This is a genomic window from Amphritea atlantica (genome assembly GCF_024347255.1).
GTDB lineage: Bacteria > Pseudomonadota > Gammaproteobacteria > Pseudomonadales > Balneatricaceae > Amphritea > Amphritea atlantica.
The window spans coordinates 561,430-586,069 of record NZ_AP025284.1 but is presented as its reverse complement, the minus strand read 5'-3'; the positions used below and the strand labels follow the sequence as shown (position 1 = coordinate 586,069).

The 24,640-nt window shown below is 52.9% G+C and carries 22 protein-coding genes; all 22 read right to left on the bottom strand.

From position 1 onward, the window contains the following. Nucleotide 1: 1 nt before the first annotated feature. The 22 genes from rpoS to uppS all read right to left on the bottom strand — a co-directional run bounded on the left by rpoS (nucleotide 2) and on the right by uppS (nucleotide 24,600). Entirely contained in the window at nucleotides 2-997 is a 996-nt protein-coding gene (gene rpoS / locus OCU43_RS02745) for an RNA polymerase sigma factor RpoS (RefSeq protein WP_091360579.1), read from the bottom strand. A gap of 71 nt (nucleotides 998-1,068) precedes the next feature. Further along, nucleotides 1,069-1,947: a peptidoglycan DD-metalloendopeptidase family protein gene (locus tag OCU43_RS02740; RefSeq protein WP_091360581.1), complete on the bottom strand. Its 879-nt coding sequence runs from the start codon at nucleotides 1,945-1,947 to the stop codon at nucleotides 1,069-1,071. A gap of 3 nt (nucleotides 1,948-1,950) precedes the next feature. Next, a complete protein-coding gene (locus OCU43_RS02735) occupies nucleotides 1,951-2,889 on the bottom strand; it encodes a polyprenyl-phosphate transporter (protein WP_091360583.1) in 939 nt (312 codons plus the stop codon). A gap of 25 nt (nucleotides 2,890-2,914) precedes the next feature. Then, nucleotides 2,915-3,583 (bottom strand): protein-L-isoaspartate(D-aspartate) O-methyltransferase, encoded by a 669-nt coding sequence (locus OCU43_RS02730; RefSeq protein ID WP_091360585.1) that lies wholly within the window; start codon nucleotides 3,581-3,583, stop codon nucleotides 2,915-2,917. Then, on the bottom strand, nucleotides 3,580-4,329 hold the full coding sequence (gene surE, locus OCU43_RS02725; RefSeq protein WP_091360587.1) for a 5'/3'-nucleotidase SurE: 750 nt from the start codon (nucleotides 4,327-4,329) through the stop codon (nucleotides 3,580-3,582). The genes OCU43_RS02730 and surE overlap by 4 nt, the downstream gene beginning before the upstream one ends. Then, nucleotides 4,329-5,381 carry a tRNA pseudouridine(13) synthase TruD gene (gene truD, locus OCU43_RS02720; protein ID WP_091360589.1) on the bottom strand — a complete coding sequence of 351 codons (1,053 nt, stop codon included), beginning with the start codon at nucleotides 5,379-5,381 and terminating at the stop codon, nucleotides 4,329-4,331. The genes surE and truD overlap by 1 nt, the downstream gene beginning before the upstream one ends. 17 nt (nucleotides 5,382-5,398) lie before the next feature. Beyond that, the gene (ftsB, locus tag OCU43_RS02715) at nucleotides 5,399-5,722 is read right to left on the bottom strand and encodes a cell division protein FtsB (protein ID WP_425424964.1); all 324 of its coding nucleotides are present in this window, start codon (nucleotides 5,720-5,722) and stop codon (nucleotides 5,399-5,401) included. 81 nt (nucleotides 5,723-5,803) lie between these two features. Next, nucleotides 5,804-7,099: a phosphopyruvate hydratase gene (gene eno / locus OCU43_RS02710; RefSeq protein WP_091360593.1), complete on the bottom strand. Its 1,296-nt coding sequence runs from the start codon at nucleotides 7,097-7,099 to the stop codon at nucleotides 5,804-5,806. Nucleotides 7,100-7,129: 30 nt separating this feature from the next. Further along, nucleotides 7,130-8,761 carry a CTP synthase gene (gene pyrG, locus OCU43_RS02705; protein ID WP_091360594.1) on the bottom strand — a complete coding sequence of 544 codons (1,632 nt, stop codon included), beginning with the start codon at nucleotides 8,759-8,761 and terminating at the stop codon, nucleotides 7,130-7,132. A 66-nt stretch (nucleotides 8,762-8,827) separates the two neighbouring features. Next, complete coding sequence (tilS, locus tag OCU43_RS02700) at nucleotides 8,828-10,147, bottom strand: tRNA lysidine(34) synthetase TilS (protein ID WP_091360596.1); 1,320 nt, start codon at nucleotides 10,145-10,147, stop codon at nucleotides 8,828-8,830. Between the two features lie 75 nt (nucleotides 10,148-10,222). Next, entirely contained in the window at nucleotides 10,223-11,176 is a 954-nt protein-coding gene (accA, locus tag OCU43_RS02695) for an acetyl-CoA carboxylase carboxyl transferase subunit alpha (protein WP_091360597.1), read from the bottom strand. Nucleotides 11,177-11,293: 117 nt separating this feature from the next. Beyond that, nucleotides 11,294-14,788, bottom strand: coding sequence for a DNA polymerase III subunit alpha (gene dnaE / locus OCU43_RS02690; RefSeq protein WP_091360599.1), 3,495 nt, complete (start codon nucleotides 14,786-14,788; stop codon nucleotides 11,294-11,296). Nucleotides 14,789-14,819: 31 nt separating this feature from the next. Beyond that, a complete protein-coding gene (rnhB, locus tag OCU43_RS02685) occupies nucleotides 14,820-15,413 on the bottom strand; it encodes a ribonuclease HII (protein WP_091360601.1) in 594 nt (197 codons plus the stop codon). Beyond that, nucleotides 15,394-16,566 carry a lipid-A-disaccharide synthase gene (gene lpxB, locus OCU43_RS02680; RefSeq protein ID WP_091360602.1) on the bottom strand — a complete coding sequence of 391 codons (1,173 nt, stop codon included), beginning with the start codon at nucleotides 16,564-16,566 and terminating at the stop codon, nucleotides 15,394-15,396. Before lpxB ends, rnhB begins: the two co-directional genes overlap by 20 nt. A 3-nt stretch (nucleotides 16,567-16,569) precedes the next feature. Next, complete coding sequence (gene lpxA / locus OCU43_RS02675) at nucleotides 16,570-17,340, bottom strand: acyl-ACP--UDP-N-acetylglucosamine O-acyltransferase (RefSeq protein ID WP_091360604.1); 771 nt, start codon at nucleotides 17,338-17,340, stop codon at nucleotides 16,570-16,572. Nucleotides 17,341-17,342: 2 nt separating this feature from the next. Beyond that, nucleotides 17,343-17,783 (bottom strand): 3-hydroxyacyl-ACP dehydratase FabZ, encoded by a 441-nt coding sequence (gene fabZ, locus OCU43_RS02670; RefSeq protein WP_205209916.1) that lies wholly within the window; start codon nucleotides 17,781-17,783, stop codon nucleotides 17,343-17,345. Further along, entirely contained in the window at nucleotides 17,780-18,823 is a 1,044-nt protein-coding gene (gene lpxD / locus OCU43_RS02665) for a UDP-3-O-(3-hydroxymyristoyl)glucosamine N-acyltransferase (RefSeq protein WP_091360606.1), read from the bottom strand. Before lpxD ends, fabZ begins: the two co-directional genes overlap by 4 nt. Nucleotides 18,824-18,830: 7 nt before the next feature. Then, on the bottom strand, nucleotides 18,831-19,322 hold the full coding sequence (locus OCU43_RS02660; RefSeq protein WP_091360608.1) for an OmpH/Skp family outer membrane protein: 492 nt from the start codon (nucleotides 19,320-19,322) through the stop codon (nucleotides 18,831-18,833). A gap of 11 nt (nucleotides 19,323-19,333) precedes the next feature. After that, complete coding sequence (gene bamA, locus OCU43_RS02655; protein ID WP_091360609.1) at nucleotides 19,334-21,640, bottom strand: outer membrane protein assembly factor BamA; 2,307 nt, start codon at nucleotides 21,638-21,640, stop codon at nucleotides 19,334-19,336. 28 nt (nucleotides 21,641-21,668) lie between these two features. After that, nucleotides 21,669-23,021, bottom strand: coding sequence for a sigma E protease regulator RseP (gene rseP / locus OCU43_RS02650; protein ID WP_091360669.1), 1,353 nt, complete (start codon nucleotides 23,019-23,021; stop codon nucleotides 21,669-21,671). Between the two features lie 12 nt (nucleotides 23,022-23,033). Beyond that, nucleotides 23,034-23,846 carry a phosphatidate cytidylyltransferase gene (locus tag OCU43_RS02645; protein ID WP_091360611.1) on the bottom strand — a complete coding sequence of 271 codons (813 nt, stop codon included), beginning with the start codon at nucleotides 23,844-23,846 and terminating at the stop codon, nucleotides 23,034-23,036. Next, nucleotides 23,839-24,600: a polyprenyl diphosphate synthase gene (gene uppS, locus OCU43_RS02640; protein WP_091360613.1), complete on the bottom strand. Its 762-nt coding sequence runs from the start codon at nucleotides 24,598-24,600 to the stop codon at nucleotides 23,839-23,841. The genes OCU43_RS02645 and uppS overlap by 8 nt, the downstream gene beginning before the upstream one ends. Between the last annotated feature and the right edge of the window lie 40 nt (nucleotides 24,601-24,640).

Sequence of the window (24,640 nt, the reverse complement as noted above, 5' to 3'; positions counted from 1 at the left end):
TTCAGCCTTTCAGCAGATCTTCTCCGCTCAGACCGTTTCGCTCAACGATTTCACGCAGCTTACGCAGCGCTTCAACCTGTATCTGGCGTACCCGCTCGCGAGTCAGGCCGATCTCTTTACCCACCTCTTCCAGCGTGCTCATCTCATAGCCCCGCAGCCCGAAGCGCCGTGACAGCACCTCAGCATGTTTCTCCGGCAGCATGCTGAGCCAGCCTTCCAGATTACCACTGATGTTTGATTTTTGCAGCAGTGTTTCCGGGTCAGATGACTCCTCGTCGGCAATCGTATCCAGCAACATCTTATCGGAGTCTTTACCCACCGGTACGTCGATAGAGCTGACGCGTTCATTCAGACCAAACATCTTTTCGACATTTTCAACCGGCTTATCAACGGCGGCGGCTATCTCATCGACGGTTGGCTCATGATCAAGCTTCTGCGCCAGTTCACGGGCAGCGCGCAGATAAACATTCAGCTCTTTCACCACATGGATAGGCAAACGGATGGTGCGGGTCTGATTCATAATCGCCCGTTCTATGGTTTGTCTGATCCACCAGGTGGCATAGGTTGAGAAACGAAATCCTCTTTCCGGGTCAAACTTTTCAACCGCCCTGATCAGACCGAGGTTCCCCTCTTCGATCAGATCCAGCAGTGTCAGACCACGATTGATATAGCGGCGGGCAATTTTCACCACCAGCCGGAGATTACTCTCAATCATCCGCTTGCGCGAGGCTTCATCACCCTTCAGCGCCCGACGGGAGAAGTACACTTCCTCTTCCGCGGTCAGTAGCGGTGAGAAACCTATCTCATTCAGATATAACTGTGTTGCATCCAGTGTTTTAGCATTCAGCAGGTCATTATGGGCCATACTTCCCTTGCCCCGTCCACTGTTGAGAAACTCTGGCTCGTCGTCGGCAACATCATCAAGATCGGTCTCCGCATCGTCTATATCGACAGACACCGTATCCAGATCCTGATCATTATTTTCAACATTTCCCATTTTTCATTCCCGAGTAACCTGTTGTTTTATAATCTTTTATCAGTTACTGCATAGTGATAATTGTTATATATTCATCTTTTACGCGGCAGATACATCATTGGATCCACAGGCTGTCCATCCCTGCGGATCTCAAAATGCAGCATTGTTCGGGCGGCTCCACTATTACCAATTTCAGCAATTTTGTCACCTATTTTTACCTTATCATTTTCTTTCACCAGAATGCGACTGTTATGCGCATATGCACTCAGAAATTTCTGATTATGATGAATAATGACAAGATTGCCATAGCCTAATAAGCCACTACCGGCATACACCACTTTGCCCGATTCAGCAGCGAACACCGGTTCCCCTTTACTGCCAGCAAAGTTGATCCCTTTATTGATCGTGCCTTTATTACTGAATCGGTCAATAATCTTGCCTGATGCCGGCCAGCGCCACTTCAATGCCCGGTCTGCGACCGGTTCAACCATTTTTTTCACAACCACAGGGGCGGCTTTAGGTCTGGTTTTCTGTGCCACTGGCGCGGGTGGCGAAACCTTTTTTTGCGCTACGACCGCTTTAACCGGCCGGGCAGATTTTACAGGGGTCGCAGAGGATGCAGGTTGAGCAACAGCGACCACCTGGCGCGGTCCCTTTTTATCTGGAGGGGTCTCTTTCAGTTCGAGGAGCTGACCCGGGAAGATCTCATAGCGATCACTGATACCGTTAGTGCGGGCCAGCTGTCTGAAATCAAGACCATAGCGGAACGCGATGGAATAGAGCGTATCTCCCCGGCGCACCCGATATTGACCGGGACGCGTCTGGCTGCTGACCACCTTAACCGGATGACGGCCACTGATTGAACGTTCATCCACCGGGGTGTAGAGGCTGGTTGAGCTGCAGGCAGACAGCATCAGCACCACAGCAAACAGTGCTGGAGCTGAGAGAATATCTGCAACTGCTCTCACCATAGTCTATTCCTTAGCGGCCTGATAACGCTCCATAGCCACGACAATAACAATACCCATCAGGGTTAACCCAAGCGCCCAGAACATAAAAGCGGACTGCCCGGTGATGCTTTCAAAGTTCCAGGGAAGCACATTATCCTGCAACAATGGAACCTGCTCCCCATGACGATTGATTGAATATGACAGGGTGTATTTCCAGGGCCAGACTTTATTCAGCGAGCCGAACATAAAGCCCGCCAGCAACGCCAGGGTCACCTGTCTGTGGTGGCTGAACATCCAGCTGAGCAATCGGGAAAAGCTCATGATGCCAACCACACAACCGGCCACAAACAGGCCGATCAGTTGAAAATCAGCGCCTTTCACGGCCGCCAGAATATGGGCATACATCCCCAGCAACAAGAGGATAAAGCTACCAGAGATACCGGGCAGGATCATTGCACAGATAGCAACAGCGCCGGATAGAAACACCATCAGGGCCGTAGGCTCAACACTGACAGGGGCGATGCTGGTTATGATATAGGCCACAATCGAACCGATGATAAAGCTGGAGATCAGATTCATATCCCACCGCTCAATATGACTCATCACCAACCATACCGAGGCCAGAATCAGGCCAAAAAAGAATGCCCATAGCAGAATCGGATAGTGGGCCAGCAGGAACAGCACCGCTCCGGCAATCGTAACAATACTGGTAATAATACCCGCCAGCAGGACCAACAGAAAGCTGCCATTTACCTGCTTCCAGAACGCCACAGGACCACGCTGAAACAGCACCCGGACCGCTCCCAGATTAAAACTCTTGATAGTGTTGATCAGTTCTTCATAGATACCGGTTATAAAAGCGATGGTACCACCAGACACGCCAGGGACCACATCCGCAGCCCCCATCATGACACCCTTAAAAAACAGCCCAAGATACTCCCGGGTTGTACGCGTTGTATTCATTTAATATTCCGTTACATCCATCAGTTCAGCGTATCGTTCCGCTTAACAGGGGCACAAACTTAACCCCTTCAAGTACCGTTGTTTCATACTCAGTGTCTGTGACCCGGATAACCAGCTTTAGTTGCTGATTTTGCGTGCCACCCACCGGAATCACTAAGCGGCCTCCCACGGATAGCTGTGCCAGCAGCTCTGGCGGCACCTCCTCCGGCGCCGCAGTCACCATAATGCCATCAAATGGGCCGCGATCAGCCCAACCCATGCCGCCATCACTGTGCCTCAGGGAGACATTACGGATTTTGAGCAGAGCAAAACGCTGTCGAGCCCTTTCCTGTAACGGTTTAATCCGTTCGACACTGAACACCTTATCAACCAGTTGTGCCAGCACGGTAGTCTGATACCCAGACCCGGTACCCACCTCGAGCACTTTTTCCAGAGGGCCTTCGGCCATCAGAATTTCTGTCATGCGGGCCACAATATAGGGCTGCGAGATCGTCTGGTTAAAACCGATAGGCAGTGCGGTATCTTCATAGGCACGATGGGAGAGTGCCTCATCGATAAAAATATGCCGGGGGGTGTTGCCCATAATATCGAGCACCTGCTGATCATTGATCCCCTGCTCTTTCAGCCGCTGCACCAGCCTGCTGCGGGTCCGCTGGGAGGTCATCCCAATCCCCTGCAACTGCAACTTATTCACTCTAAATCCTCAAGCCAGTTACTTAGATTATCCATTCCTGAATACTGCGTCATATCGACATTCAACGGGGTAATTGAAACATAGCCGGACTTCACCGCATAAAAATCGGTGCCCGGACCACAGTCTGCCGCCACCCCCGCACCTGCGATCCAGAAGCGCTTCGTACCACGGGGATCGATCGATTCGACCGGCGCATCGGCCACCACCCGATGCCCCAGACGGGTGACATGAACCCCTTTGAGCTGATCCAGTGGCAGATCCGGCACATTAACATTCAACACAGTTCGGGGGGCCAGCACCAGTCCCTGAATGTCCCGGACCAGTTGACGCACCACTTCGGCAGCCGTGTCATAGTTCACCGGATTACTGCCCGCCAGGGAAACCGCAATCGGCGGCAGATGCAGATGACGCCCCTCCATGGCTGCTGCGACCGTGCCCGAATAAAGCACATCATCACCCAGATTCGAGCCGCAGTTAATGCCCGAGATCACCATATCGGGGGGTTCATGATAGATACCGCCAATGCCCAGATGCACACAATCGGTCGGAGTACCATTGATACCGATAAAACCGTTCTGATGGTGGTGTGCTTCGAGGGGACGATCCAGCGTCAATGAGTTGCTGGCTCCGCTGCGATTACGATCCGGTGCGACCACCGCCAATTCTGAGTCCTGAGCAAGAATACGTGCCAGTGCTTCCAGGCCCGGGGCATACACCCCATCGTCATTGGAGAGTAATAATCTCATCACTCAGACTCCGGTTCCGGTTGCCCTGATGCAGATGACACCTGTGCCAGCTCCCGCAGCACACTGGTGGCAAAGCTGCCGGCGGGCAGATTAAAGGCCAGGACAAACTGATCATCAGCCTCCTGTTCAATGGTCAGATTCGCCGGCATCAGCCGGGTTGAACGGCGTTCCTGGTTCAGCCCCAGCCGCTCCAGTCCCTCCAGTTGTTCCTGCCAGGGCGTTAACTGCGCGATCTCCCAGGCAGCCGCTTCTGCGGTACAGATTGAGCGACCACGGCCCCACATCGCTGCTGTCAGGTGCAAGTCAGCAGATTGCAGACGGCTCAGGATAGTGTCATCCTGTGGATCAAAGGGAAAACAACTCTGACTGCCATTGATCATCAGCACATCACCGGGCATCGGTTGCGAAAAGAGCGACTGAGCGATGCGCTGAGACACCAACTGATTAAACATATAGGAACGCACCGCCGAGATATACAGCCCTTTTTTGTGTCGCTGACGCTCTTTCAGCTTCCCGGCTATCAGCAGCGCCCCCTTGTGCAGGTTTCCCTGATGGTGTCCGAATCGCTGTTCACCAAAATAGTTGGGCACACCCGCCCGGATCTGTTCCGCCCGACGGAGCAGTTCCGCCGGTTCACTGACCTGACGCAGACGGATCTCAAACCGGTTACCGTTAAGACTCCCCAGCCGCAACTTACGGGTATGCTTAACCGCTTTAAGCACCTTAATCGTCTCGGTTTCAAACAGCGACCAGGTCAGCGGAGCACGCCCCGGCAGATGAACACTAAACCATTGTTCGGTCACCGCATGGCGATCTTTTTTACCGGCGTAGCCAACCTCTTTAGGACTTACCTGGCAAAAGTGCGCCAGTTGCCGGGCTACCCAGTCAGTATTTTCACCGGTTTTGCGGATATAGAGAAACACATGATCGCCGCTGCCTTCAGGCTCAAAAGAGAGATCTTCTGTCACCCTGAAATCATCGGCTTCAGTTCGGATAACCGCACGATTGGCAGGCTCACCGTAGAGATAGTTTAACTCGTTTGGAAAGTTCATTAACGCTAGGATTTCCGTTACTGACCGCTATCGGCCGGTGGCTTACCTGGCAACGCCGGAACCAACTGAAAGAAGGATTCGTCTTCTTTCACCATGCCCAGCTGATTTCGGGCCCGCTCTTCCAGTGCCTCCAGTCCCTGCTTGAGATCCTGGACCTCAGCATCTAACTGATGGTTACGACTCACCAGAAGATCATTTTCCGCCCGTTGCCGCTCGATCTCCTGCTGTAACGCCTGCACTTCCCCCAGGTTCGCTTCGCCAAACCACAGCCGGTACTGCAGCCCGATCAGGCAGATCAGCAGCAACAACATAATCGAACGAAATAAACTCAGGCGAAACACAGTCCGACAGCACTCTTACTCTTTATATAGTCAAAAAAGGGGGCGTTAAGCCCCCTTAGTATTTCACAGATCAGTTAAAAATTAACCCTGACCTTTAATTTCAGACAAACCGTTGTAAACCGCGTTTTCACCCAGTTCCTCTTCGATGCGCAGCAGACGGTTATATTTAGCTACACGATCGGAACGACACAGGGAACCGGTCTTAATCTGACCTGCAGCAGTACCAACAGCCAGATCAGCAATCGTAGTATCTTCAGTTTCACCTGAACGATGAGAGATCACTGCTGTGAAGCCAGCATCCTTGGCCATCTTGATCGCATCCAGGGTCTCAGACAGAGATCCGATCTGGTTAAACTTGATCAGGATAGAGTTACCGATGCTCTGCTCGATACCGCGGCTGAGAATCCTGGTATTGGTAACGAAAAGATCGTCCCCCACCAACTGAACCTTATCACCGATCTTCTTAGTCAGGTATGCCCAGCCATCCCAGTCGGACTCATCCAGGCCATCCTCAATGGAAACGATCGGGTAGTTCTCTGTCAGTGCTGCCAGATAGTCACTGAAGCCTTCGGCATCGAATACTTTGCCTTCACCGGACAGGTCATACTTGCCATCTTTATAGAATTCAGACGCCGCACAGTCGAGCGCCAGGGTAACATCTTTACCCAGCTCGTATCCCGCATTGGAGATCGCTTCTTTGATCACCACCAGCGCTTCTTCATTAGACGCCAGGTTCGGTGCAAAACCACCTTCATCACCCACCGCTGTACTCAGACCGCGGCCTTTCAGAACCGCTTTCAGTGAGTGAAAGATCTCAGCGCCACAACGCAGACCATCGGAGAACTTAGTAAAGTTAACGGGCTGAACCATGAACTCCTGGATATCAACGTTGTTATCCGCATGCTCACCGCCATTGAGGATATTCATCATCGGTACCGGCAGTGAGTACTGACCCGCTGTACCGTTAATGTCAGCAATATGAGCGTACAGTGGAACGCCTTTAACAACGGCTGCGGCCTTGGCTGCTGCCAGAGACACCGCCAGGATAGCATTAGCACCCAACTTTTCTTTGTTCTCGGTGCCGTCCAGTTCCAGCATCCGGTTATCCAGAGCACGCTGATCGGTGACATCCATACCGGTCAGTGCTTCACGGATAACACCGTTCACAGCAGCAACTGCCTTCAGCACACCTTTCCCCAGATAGCGGCTCTTATCACCATCACGCAACTCAAGGGCTTCACGGGACCCGGTAGAGGCACCGGACGGTGCGCAGGCAGAACCGATTACACCAGAGTCCAGAATAACATCGGCTTCAACGGTTGGGTTACCACGGGAATCGAGAACTTCACGGGCTTTAATGTCAGCAATCTGTGCCATTGGCTAAACTCCAATAATTATTTCTATTCTTTATTTCTCAAGGTCCTGATAGGCCAGGGAGGCTTCAATAAAGCCTGTAAACAATCCATGGCCATCCCTTGGGGTAGAGGTAAACTCAGGGTGGAACTGACAGGCCACAAACCACGGATGATCCGGTGCCTCCACAACCTCAACCAGCTCTCCATCAACAGAGCGGCCTGAGATAATCAGCCCCGCTTCTTCAAGCTGAGGAACATAGTTGTTGTTAACTTCATAACGATGACGATGGCGCTCTTTGATCTCGGTTGCCCCATAGGCCTGATAAGCCCGGGTGCCCTCTTTGAGGGTACAGACCTGCGCCCCAAGGCGCATAGTACCGCCCAGATCATCGGTATAACCACGAATCTCTCTGGCACCCTCTTCGGTCATCCATTCGGTGATCAGACCCACCAGCGGAGAGGCCGCATTGGCATCAAACTCAGTACTGCTGGCATCGGTGATACCGGCAACGTGGCGGGCATATTCGATAACCGCCACCTGCATGCCCAGACAGATCCCCAGATAGGGCACCTTGTTTTCCCGGGCGAATTTAACGGCGGCAATTTTGCCCTCAACACCACGCTCGCCAAAACCGCCAGGCACCAGAATGGCGGAGACATCTTCCAGCAGGCCAATACCATCGCGCTCGATCTGCTCTGAGTCGATATACTTGATATTGACTTTGGTACGCAGTGCAATACCGGCATGGGAGATCGCTTCGATCAGCGATTTATAGGCGTCCAGCAACTCCATATACTTACCCACCATCGCAATGGTCACTTCACGATGAGGGTTCAGTTTAGCATCGGACACCCGGTCCCACTCGGTCAGATCGGCAGGCGGGCAATCCAGGTTAAACTGCTCGATGACGATCTGATCCAGTTTCTGCTCGCTAAGCATTCTTGGAATCTTGTAGATACAGTCAGCATCCGGCAACGAGATAACTGCCCGTTCTTCAACGTTGGTAAACAGGGAAAGTTTACGACGCGAGGACACTGGCAGCGCAAAGTCAGAGCGGCACACCAGAATATCAGGCTGAATACCGATAGAGCGCAGCTCTTTTACCGAGTGCTGGGAAGGTTTAGTCTTAATCTCACCGGCAGTGGCGATATAAGGCACCAGTGTCAGATGCATAAACATCGCCCGGCGGGCACCCAGCTCAACTTTCAGCTGTCGCACCGCTTCCATAAATGGCAGCGATTCAATATCGCCCACGGTGCCACCGATCTCAACCAGTGCGATATCGGCATCACCGGCACCTTCGAGTACCCGGCGCTTGATCTCATCGGTAATATGCGGAATCACCTGAACGGTACCGCCGAGATAGTCACCGCGACGCTCTTTACGCAGCACATGCTGATAGACACGCCCGGCAGTAAAGTTGTTACGCTTGGACATGGTGGTGCGGATAAAGCGCTCGTAGTGCCCCAGGTCCAGGTCGGTTTCTGCACCATCTTCGGTAACAAATACCTCACCATGCTGGATTGGGCTCATTGTCCCCGGATCAACGTTAATGTACGGATCCAGTTTAAGCATGGTGACTTTCAGCCCCCGGGCCTCAAGGATAGCTGCGAGTGATGCGGATGCGATGCCTTTCCCTAATGAGGAAACAACACCACCTGTGACGAAAATATATCGCGTCATGAGGAACCTGTATCTGGTCGTGAAAAGTGAGTCGAGCTGTTCCGAAAACAGCTACTAAAGATGGGGCTACAGGGTATCAGAATCACCCCGTGCAGACAATGCAGTTGGCAGCCATTTGAGTGCAAAACCGCTGCCTTTTTTTTCACTTTGCCAGCCCTCACAGATGCAGATTCCCGGCAACGCGACAATCTCATCGTCAACCACACATACCGGCCATGAGCTTCGCTGCCAGGCAGGAATATGATGCTCCTGAAATAATTTTTTCAAACTGCATGAACCACCCCGCCCGACGGGCCTGCAACGATCCCCATCAGAACGGTTGCGCAGGGTCACACCGGTCAGACTTTTTAACCCGCCCGGGGCGACACTGCGAACCACTTGCAGCGTTCCCTGAGCGGTCTGCACGCCCTCTTCACTGAGTGGCCAGTTGCCCCATTCGATGTCGACCTGCTCCGGTTGCAGAACAATAACGCCCTGATAGCGCCGCACCTGAAACGCCCCCAGTTGAACAACCGGCTGGCGGTCATCCGCCGCTGCAATCAGCTGCAGAACACTCTTTACCTGCCGCTCGCCGATGGAGACACCAGCCCTGAGACACCAGAAACGCAGCAGATTTGCTCTTCGCGGTCTGCTCAGATCCAGCAGCGCCTGACACTCCAGGCCGTCACCAGAACCGACACTATGCAGATCAATCTCTGCCAGATCCCTGTGCAGCTGCTCAGCATCTCGGAGATACCCCGCAGTATCCGCCCAGCGACGGGAAAAACCGGGCCAGCGGGCCTGCAACAAAGGCAACACCTTATGCCTGAGGTAGTTGCGGTCGTAGCGAAGATCGTTATTGCTGGGGTCATCAACCCACTGCAGCTGTTGCGCCTGGGCCCAGCTGTGTAACTGCTGCCGGGTGATGCTCAATAGCGGTCGGTAAAGCTCAGCCTGCCCCAGCCTGCGGCTATCGGGGATACCGGCCAGCCCTCGCACCCCGGCACCCCGAAGTAACCGGAACAGCATGGTTTCCGTCTGGTCATCCAGATGGTGGGCCAGCAACAGACAATCACCGGGTTGCAGCAACTGCCCGAATAGCTGATAACGGGCATTACGGGCAGCCTGTTCCAGACTGGAGCCCTCATCAACAACCACTTTATGACTGACAAAAGAAAGCTTCAGCGAGCCGGCCAGACGCCCACAAAAGTCACTCCATTGCGCTGACTGAGACTGCAACTGGTGATCAATATTAACCACCAGCAGTTGCTCAGCGGGCAACGACCTGGCCGCCAGATGGAGCAGCACCACCGAGTCCAGCCCACCACTCAGGCCAACCACCCAGCGGGTTACCCTGCTGCGCCGGTCTTTAAGCTGCTGATCAAAGTAGGACTGAAGATCTTTCATATCGGTTTTCTATCATTGCCCTGGCTCATGGCTGACAGGCAAAAAAAACCGCCGGTGTCGCCGGCGGTTGCTGTGTTACTGGCTAATGCCGTAGGACATAAGTCGCTGGTAGCGTCGTTCCAGCAAATCGTCCTGCTCAATATCTGACAACCGCTCCAGTGTCTCCAACAGATGCTTCTTGAGGTTAGCCGCCATCAGCGCGTGATCCCGGTGAGCACCACCCAGAGGCTCATCAACAATCTGATCCACCAGACCCAGCGCGTGCAGACGATCCGAGGTCAGACCCATCGCCCGGGCAGCATCGGGCGCCTTATCAGCGCTTTTCCACAGAATAGATGCACAGCCTTCCGGAGAGATAACAGAGTAGGTGGAGTATTGCAGCATCATCAACTCATCGCAGACGCCGATCGCCAGGGCTCCACCGGAACCGCCTTCGCCTACCACAGTAGCAACAATCGGCGTATTCAGTCGGGACATTGCCGCCAGGTTGAATGCGATCGCTTCAGACTGACCCCGCTCCTCAGCATCGATACCGGGATAAGCTCCAGGGGTATCAATAAAGGTAAGGATCGGCATCTTAAAACGTTCGGCCATCTCCATCAGACGCAGCGCTTTACGATAGCCCTCAGGACGCGGCATGCCGAAGTTGCGACGCACCTTTTCCTTCACTTCACGGCCTTTCTGATGGCCAATCACCATCACCGGACGCCCTTCCAGACGCGCAATACCACCCACCAGAGCCCGGTCATCTGCAAAATGACGGTCACCATGGATCTCTTCAAATTCGTCGAAAATCAGCTTAACGTAATCCAGAGTGTAAGGACGCTGAGGGTGACGAGCGATCTGGGAGATCTGCCATTCACTCAGGTCGCTGAACAAAGATTTAGTCAGCGTGCGGCTTTTTGCCTGCAACTTTGAGATCTCTTCCTCAATGTTCAGTTCATTGTCATCGCCAACCAGACGCAGCTCTTCAATCTTGGCTTCCAGGTCTGCAATTGGCTGTTCGAAATCCAGATAGTTGGGATTCATGTATTGATATTCCGTAAGTTTGCTTCGTTCCGGCCGGGACGCAGTGGCAACTAAAGATCAGCCGACGATAAAAATTGGCCTAATTCTACCCTGTGTAGAGACTAAGAACCACCCTGATCAGTAGCGAATTCTGACCGCATCTCCGCCAAACTGGTCTTTAAGCTTGAGCAACAACTCGTCACTGGGTTTCACCTGCCACGCCTCACCAAGACAGAGCGTTGCAGAGGCATTATCGCTGCTGTAACGCAACGCCACCGGCATATTCACATCACCTTTATGGGCCTGAAGCAGCTCACCAAAGGATTTTAAAGGCCGCTCTTTCAACTGCGAGCTATCGCAGTCGATCTCAATCTGACGACCATACCGGGCGCGGCACTGGGTTATATCAACAACCTTATTACCCCGCACCTTGAGCTTATCGGTGCCGGAATAACTATCGATGGTGATCTCACCTTCGATCAGCAGTATCGCATCCTTGTTAAGCATGGTGCGGTATTCGTCATACGCCTCACCAAACAGCGAGACCTCTATTCTTGAGGTGCGGTCATCCAGCGTGACAAAACAGAGTGAGTCCCCTTTTTTGGTTTTCTTAACCCGCACGTCCACCACCAGGCCCAGCATTTTTTGTTGCTGACCCCGCTGGGGCACCAGCTCCACGATCCGCCGGGAGATGAAGTTAGGTAACTCAGACTCATACTCATCGATCGGATGCCCGGTTACATAGAGCCCCAGGGTATCTTTTTCACCCTGCAGACGCTCCTTATCGGTCCAGTTCCGAAGCTTCATATATTCTGCATAGGGATCCCGGGGCTGCTCGGCCTCAACCTCACCGAACAGGTCAAACATCCCCGCGCTCTGATTACGCTCGGACTGATCCGCCGCTTTCAGCGCTTCACCGATGGAGGCCCACAGCTGGGCACGATCCGGCCCCAGATGATCCAGTGCACCCGAGCGGACTAACGCTTCCAGCACCCTCTTATTGAGCTTTTTACTACCAACACGCTTACAAAAATCAAAGATATCCTTGAAATGTCCACCCTGATTACGCGCCTCGACAATTGCTTCAATCGGGCCTTCACCGACCCCTTTAATCGCCCCCAGACCGTATACAATCTCACCCTTATCATTCACGGTGAACATGTACTCGCCCCAGTTAACATCCGGCAACACCAACGGCAGCTTCATGGTGCGACACTCTTCGATGAAGATCACCACCTTATCGGTGTTCTGCATATCAGAGGAGAGAACCGCGGCCATGAATGGCGCAGGGTAGTGTGCTTTCAGCCAGGCGGTCTGATAGGAAACCAGTGCATAGGCGGCGGAGTGAGATTTGTTGAAACCGTAGCCAGCGAACTTCTCTACCAGGTCAAAGATGTTGCCTGCCAGGTCCCGGTCGATACCATTGGTTTCACAACCATCGAGGAATACCGCCCGCTGCTTGGCCATCTCTTCGGGCTTTTTCTTACCCATCGCCCGACGCAGCATATCCGCGCCACCGAGGGTATAACCTGCCATCACCTGTGCGATCTGCATGACCTGTTCCTGATACAGGATGATACCGTAGGTCGGTTCCAGTACCGGTTGCAGAATATCCAGCTGATAATCGGCGTGAGGATAGGCCAGCTCAGCCTGTCCATGCTTACGCAAGATAAAGTCGTCCACCATGCCCGACTGCAGCGGGCCAGGTCGGAACAGCGCCACCAGCGCGACAATATCTTCAAAGCGGTCCGGTTTCAGACGCCGCACCAGATCCTTCATACCACTGGATTCCAGCTGGAATACTGCGGTGGTTTCTGCGGATTGCAGCAGATTAAAGGTGGCTCGGTCCTCCAGATCGATCAACGCAATATCGAGAGGCTCTTCACCATTCCTGGCGCGGATCCGGTCGATGGTTTTCACCGCCCAGTCGACGATTGTCAGAGTTCGCAGGCCGAGGAAGTCGAACTTAACCAGACCGGCTTCCTCCACATCGCTCTTATCAAACTGAGTCACCAGGCCGTGACCAAACTCATCACAGTAGGTGGCCGAGAAATCGGTCAGTTTAGTCGGGGCAATCACCACACCACCGGCGTGTTTACCCACGTTACGGGTCAGGCCCTCCAGCTTGAGGGCCATCTCCATGATCTCCTGAGCCTCTTCACTGGAGTCGACAAACTCCTTCATCAGAGGCTCTTCCACCATCGCCCGGCTCAGGGTAATACCCACCTCAAAGGGGATCAGCTTGGACAGGCGGTCGGCCAGGCCAAAGGCTTTACCCTGCACCCGGGCAACATCCCGTACCACCGCCTTAGCCGCCATGGTACCGAAAGTGACGATCTGGGATACCGCATCCCGACCATAAGTTTCAGCCACATAGTCGATAACCCGGTCACGGTTATCCATACAGAAGTCGATATCGAAGTCGGGCATCGATACCCGTTCCGGGTTGAGGAAACGTTCGAACAGCAGGTCGTATTCCAATGGATCAAGGTCGGTAATCTTCTGCGCATAGGCGACCAGAGAGCCGGCACCCGAACCCCGGCCAGGCCCCACCGGCACGCCGTTATCCTTACCCCACTGGATAAAGTCCATAACGATCAGGAAGTAACCGGGGAAACCCATCTGGGTGATAATATCCAGCTCAAATCTCAGCCGTTCTTCGTATGGTCTGCGCTTCTCAGCATAATCCGGATCATTTTTATCCAACAAAATATCCAGACGCTCTTCCAGCCCCTTCCAGGAGACATCGGCAAAAAACTGATCCATGGTCATCCCATCCGGGATGGGATATTTCGGCAGATAGTAGGTGCCCAGATCCAGTTCTACATTACAGCGTTTGGCGATCTCTACGGTGTTGGTAATCGCAGAGGGGATATCACTGAACAACTCAGTCATCTCTTCGGGGGTGCGCAGATACTGCTGTTCGCTGTAGTATTTTGGCCGGTGAGGGTCTTCCAGAGTTCGCCCCTGGTTGATACACACCCGTACTTCATGTGCTTCAAAATCCTCCGGCTTGAGGAACATCACCTCATTGGTGGCAACCAGTGGGCAACCCGTCTCATGGGCCAGCTGGACCGAAGCATGGACACAGTTTTCATCACCCGGTCGTCCGGTACGCTGAATTTCCAGGTAGAAACGATCTGGAAATATGGATTGCCACTGTTCCACTACAGCCCGGGCAGAATCGTTGTCCGCCAGCGCCCGTCCCACCTCACCATCTTTTGCACCCGACAGTGCGATCAGTCCCTCGGCGCGCTCAACGATCCAGCTCTTTTTCAGTAACGCCCGCTCAGGCTGAATATTCTGACCTTTCTCATAGGCCAGGGAGATCAGCTCCATCAGATTGCGGTAGCCTTTCTCATTCATGGCTAGCAGCGTCATCCGGTGGGGAGTCGCCTCCGGATCGGTCTCATTTTCGATCCAGATATCTGCGCCAAAAATCGGCTTTATTCCCGCCCCGGTGGTCGCTTTAAAGAATTTAACCAGCGCAAACAGGTTTACCTGATCGGTGATGGCGATAGCGGGGATCTGCTGATCTTTCGCAACACTCACCAGCTCTTTAATGCGCACCAGCCCATCAACCAGTGAATACTCAGTGTGCAGTCGAAGATGTACAAATGCCGGGTCTGTCATTTCAGCTCATTTATTCAGTGATAATTGTGGGTTAAAGCAACTCTGCTACGGGCCTGAAGCTGCGCCGGTGTTCCGGCAATGGGCCCAGCAGACGCAACCGTTCCATATGCAGCGCGGTCGGATAGCCCTTATGGCGGGCAAAACCATAATCGGGGTAACGCTGATCCAGCTCTGCCATCTCCCGGTCACGGTAAACCTTAGCCAGAATCGATGCGGCGCTGATGGCTGGCTCTTTGAGATCACCTTTGATAATCGCTTCCGACGCACAGGGTAAACCCGGTGGACAACGATTACCATCGATCAGGGCAAACTCAGGCACAACGCTCAGTTGAGTGACCGCCCTTTGCATCGCCAGCATCGTGGCATGAAGGATGTTCAGCTCATCGATCTCGGCTGGGGTCGCCCAGGCAATCGACCAGGCCAGCGCCCGCTCCTGAATCAGCGGAAACAGCTGCTCTCGCTTCTTTTCGCTTAACTTTTTGGAATCTGTCAGGCCATCGACAGGCCTGGCTGGGTCAAGGATAACCGCTGCGGCAACCACATTTCCAATCAGTGGTCCCCGCCCTACCTCATCGACGCCCGCGACCAGTCGTCCGGTAGAGAAATCAAACCCCAGGTTTTCCACTCAGCCTCCCCCTGGATTGCAGCAAACGGACAATCGCATCGGCCGCCTTTTTACTGGCATCCTGACGCAGTTGCAGGTGAATCTCATAAAAATGCTGTTTCAGCGCACTCTGTTCTTCGCTATCGAGCAACGCCTGTTCAATGGCAGGCCCCAGTATTTCGGGGCGCACATCATTCTGTAGAATCTCAGGAACCAGAGGCGCATCTGCCAGCAGATTAGGCAGAGAGATATACTGGCTGCTGAGCAAACGGGAGATAATCATATAGGTGACCGGGGCCATCCGGTAAGCCACCACCATCGGCTTTTTCAGCAGTAACGCTTCAAGGGTCGCGGTGCCCGATGCGATCAGCACCGCATCCGCGGCAGTCAGCACCTCACGGGAACGTTTCAGCACCAGCTTGACCGGCAGATCACTATAACGGCGGTCGAGTAGCGCCCTGAGGTGGTCGTAACGCTGCTGATTAGCTGCCGGCATCACAAAAACAAGATCAGAGTTGCGCTTCAGTAACCAGCGAGCCGTATCCAGAAAGGGGTCAGCCAGATATTTCAGCTCACCACCACGACTGCCAGGCATCAGCGCGACAATCTGCTGTTCAAACGGCAGACCCAGGTCTGCTCTGGCCTTTGCCTGATCCGGTTCAAGGGGGATCATATTTGCCAGAGGATGACCGACAAACTCTACGGGCATCGCATGTTGCTGATAAAACTTCGCTTCAAACGGAAACAGCGTCAGCATCAGGTCGGTGGTTTTGAGAATTTTAAATACCCGTTTACTGCGCCAGGCCCAAACCGACGGGCTGACATAATGGACCGTTGGAATACCGGCAAGACGCAACTTGCCTTCAAGATTGAGGGTAAAATCCGGGGCATCAATTCCGATAAAAATATCCGGACGCTGCTGAGAAAAATGCGCCACCAGTGATCTGCGGATCCTTAGCAGCTCCCGCAACCGACCCAGCACCTCAACCAGTCCCATCACCGACAACTTTTCCATAGGATAAAGGCTGTGACACCCCTCAGCCTGCATCAGCTCACCACCGATGCCCTCAATCTCAATCTCAGGAAAACGTTGTTTCAGTTCTGCCAGCAGCCCGGCACCCAGAATATCTCCCGATGCCTCACCTGCTACGATACCGATGCGCAGGGTAGCCATACCCTAGCGAATGATGCCCCGACTGGAGGCTTTGAGTGAGTCCGACAACAGCTGAAGCTCTGGTGTTTCAGCCACCAGAGGATCGAGCTGAGCAATCGCCTCCTCCAGCTTCAGCCCCTGACGATAGATAATCTTATAAGCACGCTTGATATTCTGAATAGCCTCGGCAGAGAAACCACGTCGCCTCAGGCCTTCGGCATTAATACCGTGCGGCTGAGCGCTATTGCCATTAGACATAACAAAAGCAGGAATATCTTTCAGCACCACACTGCCGGCACCGCACATACTGTGAGAACCGATCAGACAAAACTGATGCACCGCGGTGAAACCACCCAGAATAATGTAATCACCCAAATGGACATGCCCGGCCAGGGCACAGTTATTCGCCAGAATATTCTGGTCACCGACAACGCAGTCGTGAGCCACGTGAACATTCGCCATAAACAGATTATGGCTACCAATCACGGTAATGCTATTGTCCTGGATGGTACCCCGGTGAACAGTACAGCCTTCACGGAAGACGTTATGATCCCCGATCAGCAGCTCTGTTGGCTCACCGTTATACTTTTTATCCTGGCAGTCTTCACCAATACTGGCGAACTGATAGATATGGTTATGCGAACCGATTTTCGTCGGTCCCTTGATAACCACGTGAGAATGGATTTTAGTCCCGGGACCGACCTCTACATCGGGGCCGATAATGGTCCAGGGGCCCACCTCAACATCATCGGCCAGCCGGGCCGACGGATCTATAATGGCGCTGGAGTGGATCAACTTTAAACCTTTCTATCTGCACAAAGAATAGTTGCTGAGCTTGCCAGCTCTCCATCAACTGTAGCACGAACATCAAATTTCCAGATACCCCGTTTTTCAGAAACGATGGTAGCTTCCAGCTGCAGTCTGTCTCCAGGCACTACCGGCCGCTTAAAACGGACCTTATCAGAACCAACAAAATAGTATATCGAGCCATCCTGCGGGGTTTTATCCATGGTTTTAAAGCCGAGAATTCCGGCAGCCTGCGCCATCGCTTCAACGATAAGCACCCCCGGCATGACCGGGTGGTCCGGGAAGTGACCATTAAAGAAGTCTTCATTCACGGTAACGTTCTTATAAGCGACGATCGATTCACCAGGTACCAACTCCACCACCCGGTCTACCAGGAGGAAAGGGTAACGGTGAGGTAAATATTTGCGGATCTCTTTTACATCCATCATCATTCAGGCTGACCTTCAGTATGCTGCTTTACAATATTTTCTAAACACTTAACCCGACGAGACAGTTCATCCAACTGACGAAATCTCACCACATTACGTTTCCATTGCTGATGGGGTTCCATCACCGTCCCGGAAGAGAATACACCCGGTTGCAATATAGATTTACTGACCAGTGTCATCGCCGTGATATGTGTACCATCAGCGATCGTCAGATGCCCGGCAATGCCAACACCACCAGCGATAGTACAATTTTTCCCTATCCGGGCGCTACCTGCGATCGCGGTGCAGGCGGCAATTGCCGTATTATCACCGATATTGACGTTGTGACCGACCTGTATCTGGTTATCCAGTATCACGCCATCTCCAATCACCGTATCATCCAGCGCGCCCCGGTCGACTGTTGTGCCGGCACCAATCTCGACCCGGTCACCCACCCGGACACTGCCCAACTGATGAATCTTAATCCATTCACCATTATTGTTAGCAAAACCAAATCCATCGGCTCCGATCACTGCACCACTGTGGATCACACACGACGCACCTAGCCTGACCTCATGATAGAGGGTTACATTGGCTGCAATACGGGTATTTTCTCCGATCACGCAGTTGCTACCGATCACACTATTTGCACCAATCGTCACTCCAGAGCCGATCTGTGCACCGTCGGCGATAACCACATTTGCGCCGATGGTCAGGTGATCACCCAGCAACGCAGTAGGACTGATCTGCGCCGCAGGACTAATTCCGCTGCCGGTCTCTGACAGGCCACAAAAAAGCGCGGTGGCTCTGGCATAGGCTATATATGGGTCGGCAACTACCAGCGCAATACCGGTCACATCGTCACGGTGTTCAGCCCGCACCAGCACAGCACCAGCCCTGCAAGAAGATAGCTGATGCTGATAACGACCACTATGTAAAAATGACAGCTGATGCTCTGTTGCCGATTGCAGCGTCCCTATGCCTTCTATCAGATGGTCAGAATCGACAGGCTCAGCCTCTAACAGGCTGGCCAGTTGCGATACGGTAAAAGGAGAATGAGCCATCGACCGCTTACTGCTTATCCAGCAGCTCTACAACCTTTGCGGTAATATCCAGCTCTGGCTTGACATAGAAAGTAGCCTCTTTGCTGACGATCATATCATAGTCACCAGACTCTATCAGGCTGCGAATCACAACATCCAGTTTCGGTCGCATCTGTTTCAGGAACTCTTCTTCACGCTGGCGCTGCTTCTGCTGCAGCGCCTGCCCCAGGCGCTGGTATTCGCCATAGGCTTTCTGGAACTGTACCCGCTGTTGATCCTGCACCTCTTTCGACTGAGTATCCTGGCCCTTTTTTATCTCATCCTGAATCTTTTTTACCTGGGCTTTCAGGTCTGACAACTGTTTCTGTTCACTGCTAAACTCTGAACTCAGTTTATCACGATAGGCTTCAGCCGCTTTGCTGTTCATAAGAGCCTGCTGCACACTGAGGGCTGCCACTTTTTCAGCCATGGCATTGAAGCTGAACACCAGTCCTACGATAAGTATCAGTGATCGAAACATAGTCATTCTCCTTAGAAAGTTCGTCCAAGAGCAAATTCAAAGAATCGCTCGTCATCTGTATCTTTAGCATTCAACGCCTTAGACAGGGCAATAGAGATCGGTCCGATTGGCGTCAGCCAGCTGAAGCCAAAACCAGCAGTGTAACGCAGCTCATCCAGCTTGATGCCATTATCACAACCTGAACTTCCAACAGGACACTCCGTGAGGAAGACATTACCGGCATCGGCAAACAGCAGGGTCCGCATCGAACTGGAGTCTTTTATAAAGGGTACCGGGAAGATCAGCTCGGCGCTCATATCAATAGCGACATTACCACCGAATGGATCATCTTTAGAATCACGAGGCCCCAGGGAGTTGGAGTCAAACCCACGAACAGAACTGAGACCACCGCTGTAATAGTTTTTAAAGAATGGGTATTCGTTGTCGCCCAGTTTTCCGGCGAAGGCGAGGCGTCCACGCAAGGATCCGATCAACCCCTCGCTGTCTTCGCTCAGCGGGTAGTAGATACGCCCCTTATACTGCTCTTTATGGTAGGAAAGATCACTGCCGGGAACGCCTATCTCTATCGAAGCACTCTGCGAATACCCCTCGGTAGGGAAAATCTTCCGGTTCAGATGGTTATCACTCCAGCTAAGCTGGACGTTGAAAATATTAAAGCTGTCGCCTTCCAAATCTATATAGTCTGTTACTTCCTGTGAAACATCGTTCGAAGGCTTAACCTTGATCCCTTCGAAGTTAAAACCAAAGTTCAGCCGCTGATAGTCATCCATCGGGTAGCCGAAATTGACCCCGGCCCCCAGGGTATCGGTGGAATAGTTACTCACATTCTCTTCATCGTAATGTGTTTCACGGGAATAGATGTTATAGCCCCGGCTGACGCCATCAACGGTATAATAAGGCTCGACATAGCTAAACTTGTATTCGGTAATCGTATCACTCTGAGTGATACCAAAGCCGACACTGTTACCCGACCCCAGAAAGTTATCCTGTTCAACACTCAGATTGAGAATCGCACCGCTGGTCTGTGAGAAGCCGACACTGGCAGAGAAGTTACCGGTATTGTCTTCAACAACACTGTATTCCAGATCCACCTGATCATCGGTACCGGGTACCGGTGCGGTTTCCACATTTACATCTTTAAAATAACCGGTCTGGGCAATACGCTGTTTGGAGCGCTCGATCGCTGCTGAAGAAACCAAACCACCTTCCATCTGTGATATTGAGCGGCGAGCCACCACATCCGCAGTTTTTGTATTACCTTTTATAGCGATGCGACGCACATAAGTCTGTTTGCCCGGGGCGATAAAAAACTGCAGATTAACGGTATTATCATCATTAATCTTAGGCACCGGGCTGACATTGGCAAACAGATAGCCTTTGTCGCCCAGCTTACGGACCAGCGCATCCTGAGACTCGGTCATTTCACGGCGGGAGAAGGTTGCCCCCTTAGCGACAGTGATCGCATCCAACAACTCCTGTTCATCCACCACCAGATCACCGGCAACGGTCACATCGCCAACGGAAAATTTCTCACCCTCGGTCACACTGACCGTGATGAAAACGTGTTTCTTATCCGGTGACAACGAAACCTGAGACGAATCAATTGTAAAGTTGATATAGCCGCGGTCCAGATAATAGGAACGCAGACGCTCCAGATCGCCGGCCAGCTTTTCCCGGGCATACTTATCGGAGTCACTGAAAAAGTCCCAGAACCCGGGTAGTTTGAGGGAAAACTCATCTTTCAGCTCCTCATCGCTGAACACCGTATTGCCAACGATATTGACATGTTGGATGGTCGCTACCTTGCCTTCCTTGATATCAATATTCAGTGCCACACGGTTTTCAGACAGTGGCTCCACCTCTGCTTCTATCGCCGCACCATAGCGCCCCTGTCCTGCATACATGCGCAGCAGATCCTGACGAATTTTTTCCAGGGTTGCCCGCTTAAAGACATCCCCCTCGCGCAGGCCGTTCTGCTTCAGCCCCTCCAGCAACGCGTCATCTTCCAGCACCTTATTCCCTTCAAGGCGTATCAGACTGACGGCGGGACGCTCCTGAACCCTGACGATCAGCACATTGCCATCACGGGCGATGCGGATATCATCAAAATAACCGGTGCGAAACACCCGACGGGTCGCCTCAGCAATCTCGCTCTGATCGACACTCTGCCCCGAGTCGATATCAAGATTTCGCAACACCAGGCCGGGTTCCACCCGTTGCAGCCCTTCCAGGCGCACATCTTCTACTGTGAATGATTGCGCACTAACAACCGCTGAAAACAGTGCCAGGGAAAAGAGAAGTCCGATTCTGATCTTCATGAACTGGTTCTTATATTGGATAGAAAATTTAAAGTCGCATTAGATCATTAAAAATAGCGACGCCCATAAGCGAAAACAAAACTGCCATTCCGATTCTTAAGCCAATCATCTGCACCTTCTCAGAGACTGGCCTCCCCCGTAGCAGTTCTACTGAATAATACAGCAGATGCCCACCATCCAGCATGGGGATTGGTAACAGGTTAAGAATACCGAGACTGATACTCAGGTATGCCAGAAATCCGGCAAATGCCTCTACACCCGAAGCCGCAGAAGCGCCTGCCACTTTAGCAATGGTTATCGGTCCACTCAAGTTTTTTACCGACAGAACCCCTTCCAGCATTTTCCAGATTGAATCAAGGGTTAGACTGATCATCTGCCAGGTTTGTGAAAACGCTCTGCCAATCGATTCGAAAACACCGTAACGCACCTGCCGTAACATCTCGGGCGGCCATTTAACCGGCACAACACCCGCGCCAACATAGCCAACCACGCCCTCTGCTTCAGACTTTTCATCCGGAGTAACCGTTATACTGAGTCGCTGCCCCTCACGCTGCAACTCCAGCTCAAGCGCCCGACCGGGATTCTCACGAATAATATCGACCAGTTGTCCCCACTCAGTCACCGGCTGATTATCGATTGCGACAACCCGGTCACCCGCAAGCAGACCCGCTCTTGCTGCCGCCCCTGTTTCCACCACCTGCCCAATAACAGCGGGGTGAACCGGCCGATAGGGCTGAATACCCAGTGCCGACAGAGGACTTTGCGTTTCCGGATTAAAATGCCAGTCAGTCAGACTCAACTGATAGCCCTGCGGCTGACCGCTCTGCCCCTTTCGGGCCGTCAACGGTACAGATATCGATTCACCGATATAGGTCGCCATCGCCAGATTAATCTCATCCCAGGAATGGGTTTTCCGCCCGGCAACGGTGAGAATCTCATCGCCATGTTGCAACCCGGCCCGCTCCGCCACACTGCCTGCGGCAATACTGCCAATTACCGGTGCCACTTTTTCAACACCCGAAACCAGCATCGCCCAGTATACGACCACCGCAAACAGAAGATTGACCACAGGACCAGCCGCCACAATGGCGATGCGCTGCAGGACAGGTTTGCGATTAAACGCCTGATCCTGCAGCTCAGGCTCAACTTCGGCTTCACGCTCATCCAGCATCGACACATAACCGCCGAGTGGAATCATGGCAATCACATATTCTGTATCGCGCCGGTCACGCCAGCAGACCAGCGGCTTACCGAAGCCGACAGAGAAACGTAAAACCTTGACACCACAACGCCTGGCCACCCAGAAGTGGCCATATTCATGGATGGTTACCAGAATCCCCAGGGTAACAATCAGTGCCAGTACCGTATTTATAATGTCCATCATTCCTCAGAATCAGCCAACCGCTATCAGTTGCAGCCCCACGACAAACACTGGCGCAGCCGCGGTAATACTGTCGATACGATCCAGTATCCCCCCATGACCAGGCAGCAAGCGACTACTATCTTTAATACCCCGATGCCGTTTGAGCATACTTTCAAACAGATCACCCAGCACCGAAGCCAGCCCGGCAATCATCGCCATCAGCAACAGATAGACTCCGGTTAGCAGATCAAGTTCAAGATAGAAAACAAAACAGAGCGATATCAGAGCACAGGAGGCCAGCCCACCCCACAGTCCGGCACGGGTTTTACCCGGACTAACGTTGGGTGCCAGCTTAGCGTGCCCCCAGGTTTTACCAGCGAAATATGCACCGATATCAGCCCCCCAGACCAATAACAACAACATCAGCAACAACACCCCGCCTCTGGGCAGGTGATGCAGACTGACCAGCGCCATCCAGCTGGAGGTCAACACCAGAACACCAATAAGAGCCCGCTGCCAGGTAGCTTGCCACCCCTTGGCCGAGGGGTAGCGCACAACCCAGTAGGCAGCCAGCCCCCAAAAGATAACAGCGACAGGAAGAACCCGGCCAAAAAGTGCATCCGGCGAATAATAATTAAGGGCAGCCATCAGGGCTGCTATAAGAGAGGTATATGCAAAGCGCACGGCAGGAGCACTCAGAGCAGACAGATTAGCCCACTCCCAGGCAGCCAAAAGAATAATCGCCGCCACAAACAGTTTAAACACGTCAAAGCTGGAGAGGAAAAGCCCCGCCAAAACCAACGGTGCCAACAGGACAGCGGTCCAGACCCTCTCTTTAAGCATTATCAGCCTCTATCTGTTCACTGGTTTTACCAAAACGACGCTCCCGGGTTGCATAGCTTTGAATCGCGGCACCCAGAGCGTTTTTGTCGAAATCAGGCCACAGCAGATCACTGAAAAAATACTCACTGTAAGCCATCTGCCAGATCAGGAAGTTACTGATGCGCTGTTCTCCAGCGGTGCGGATACACAGATCCGGGGGAGGCAGATCACTCAGGCACACCATCGAGCCAAGCAGTTCGGCATCCAGCTGTTCCGGGGTAAACTGTCCGTCAATACAACCCTGTGCAAAGCGTTTCGCCGCCTGAACAATATCCCACCGCCCCCCGTAGTTGGCAGCCACATTGACTATCAGCCCCGTATTAGCCGCCGTCAGCAGCTCGGCTTTATCAATCTTCTTCTGCAACGAACTGCTGAAGCGACTCTTATCACCGATAACCCGCAAACGGATATTGTGCTTATGAAGTTTCTTCACCTCGCGATCAAGCGCCAGAGCAAATAACTCCATTAACCCTTTTACTTCGAGCGGGGGCCGTTGCCAGTTCTCGCTACTGAAAGCAAACAGCGTCAGCACTTCCACGCCCAGTTCAGCGCACCCCTGTACCACACTGCGGACGCTTTCTACACCGGCCCGGTGACCCGCCAGACTACCTTTTCCATGCTTTTTCGCCCACCGGTTATTGCCATCCATAATGATCGCAATATGTCGCGGGACAGACTTTCCCACAGGCAGGCTGAGCTGTAATTTTTCCGACATATCAGACGCCGGCACACCCTAACAGAGGTTACCGGCTATT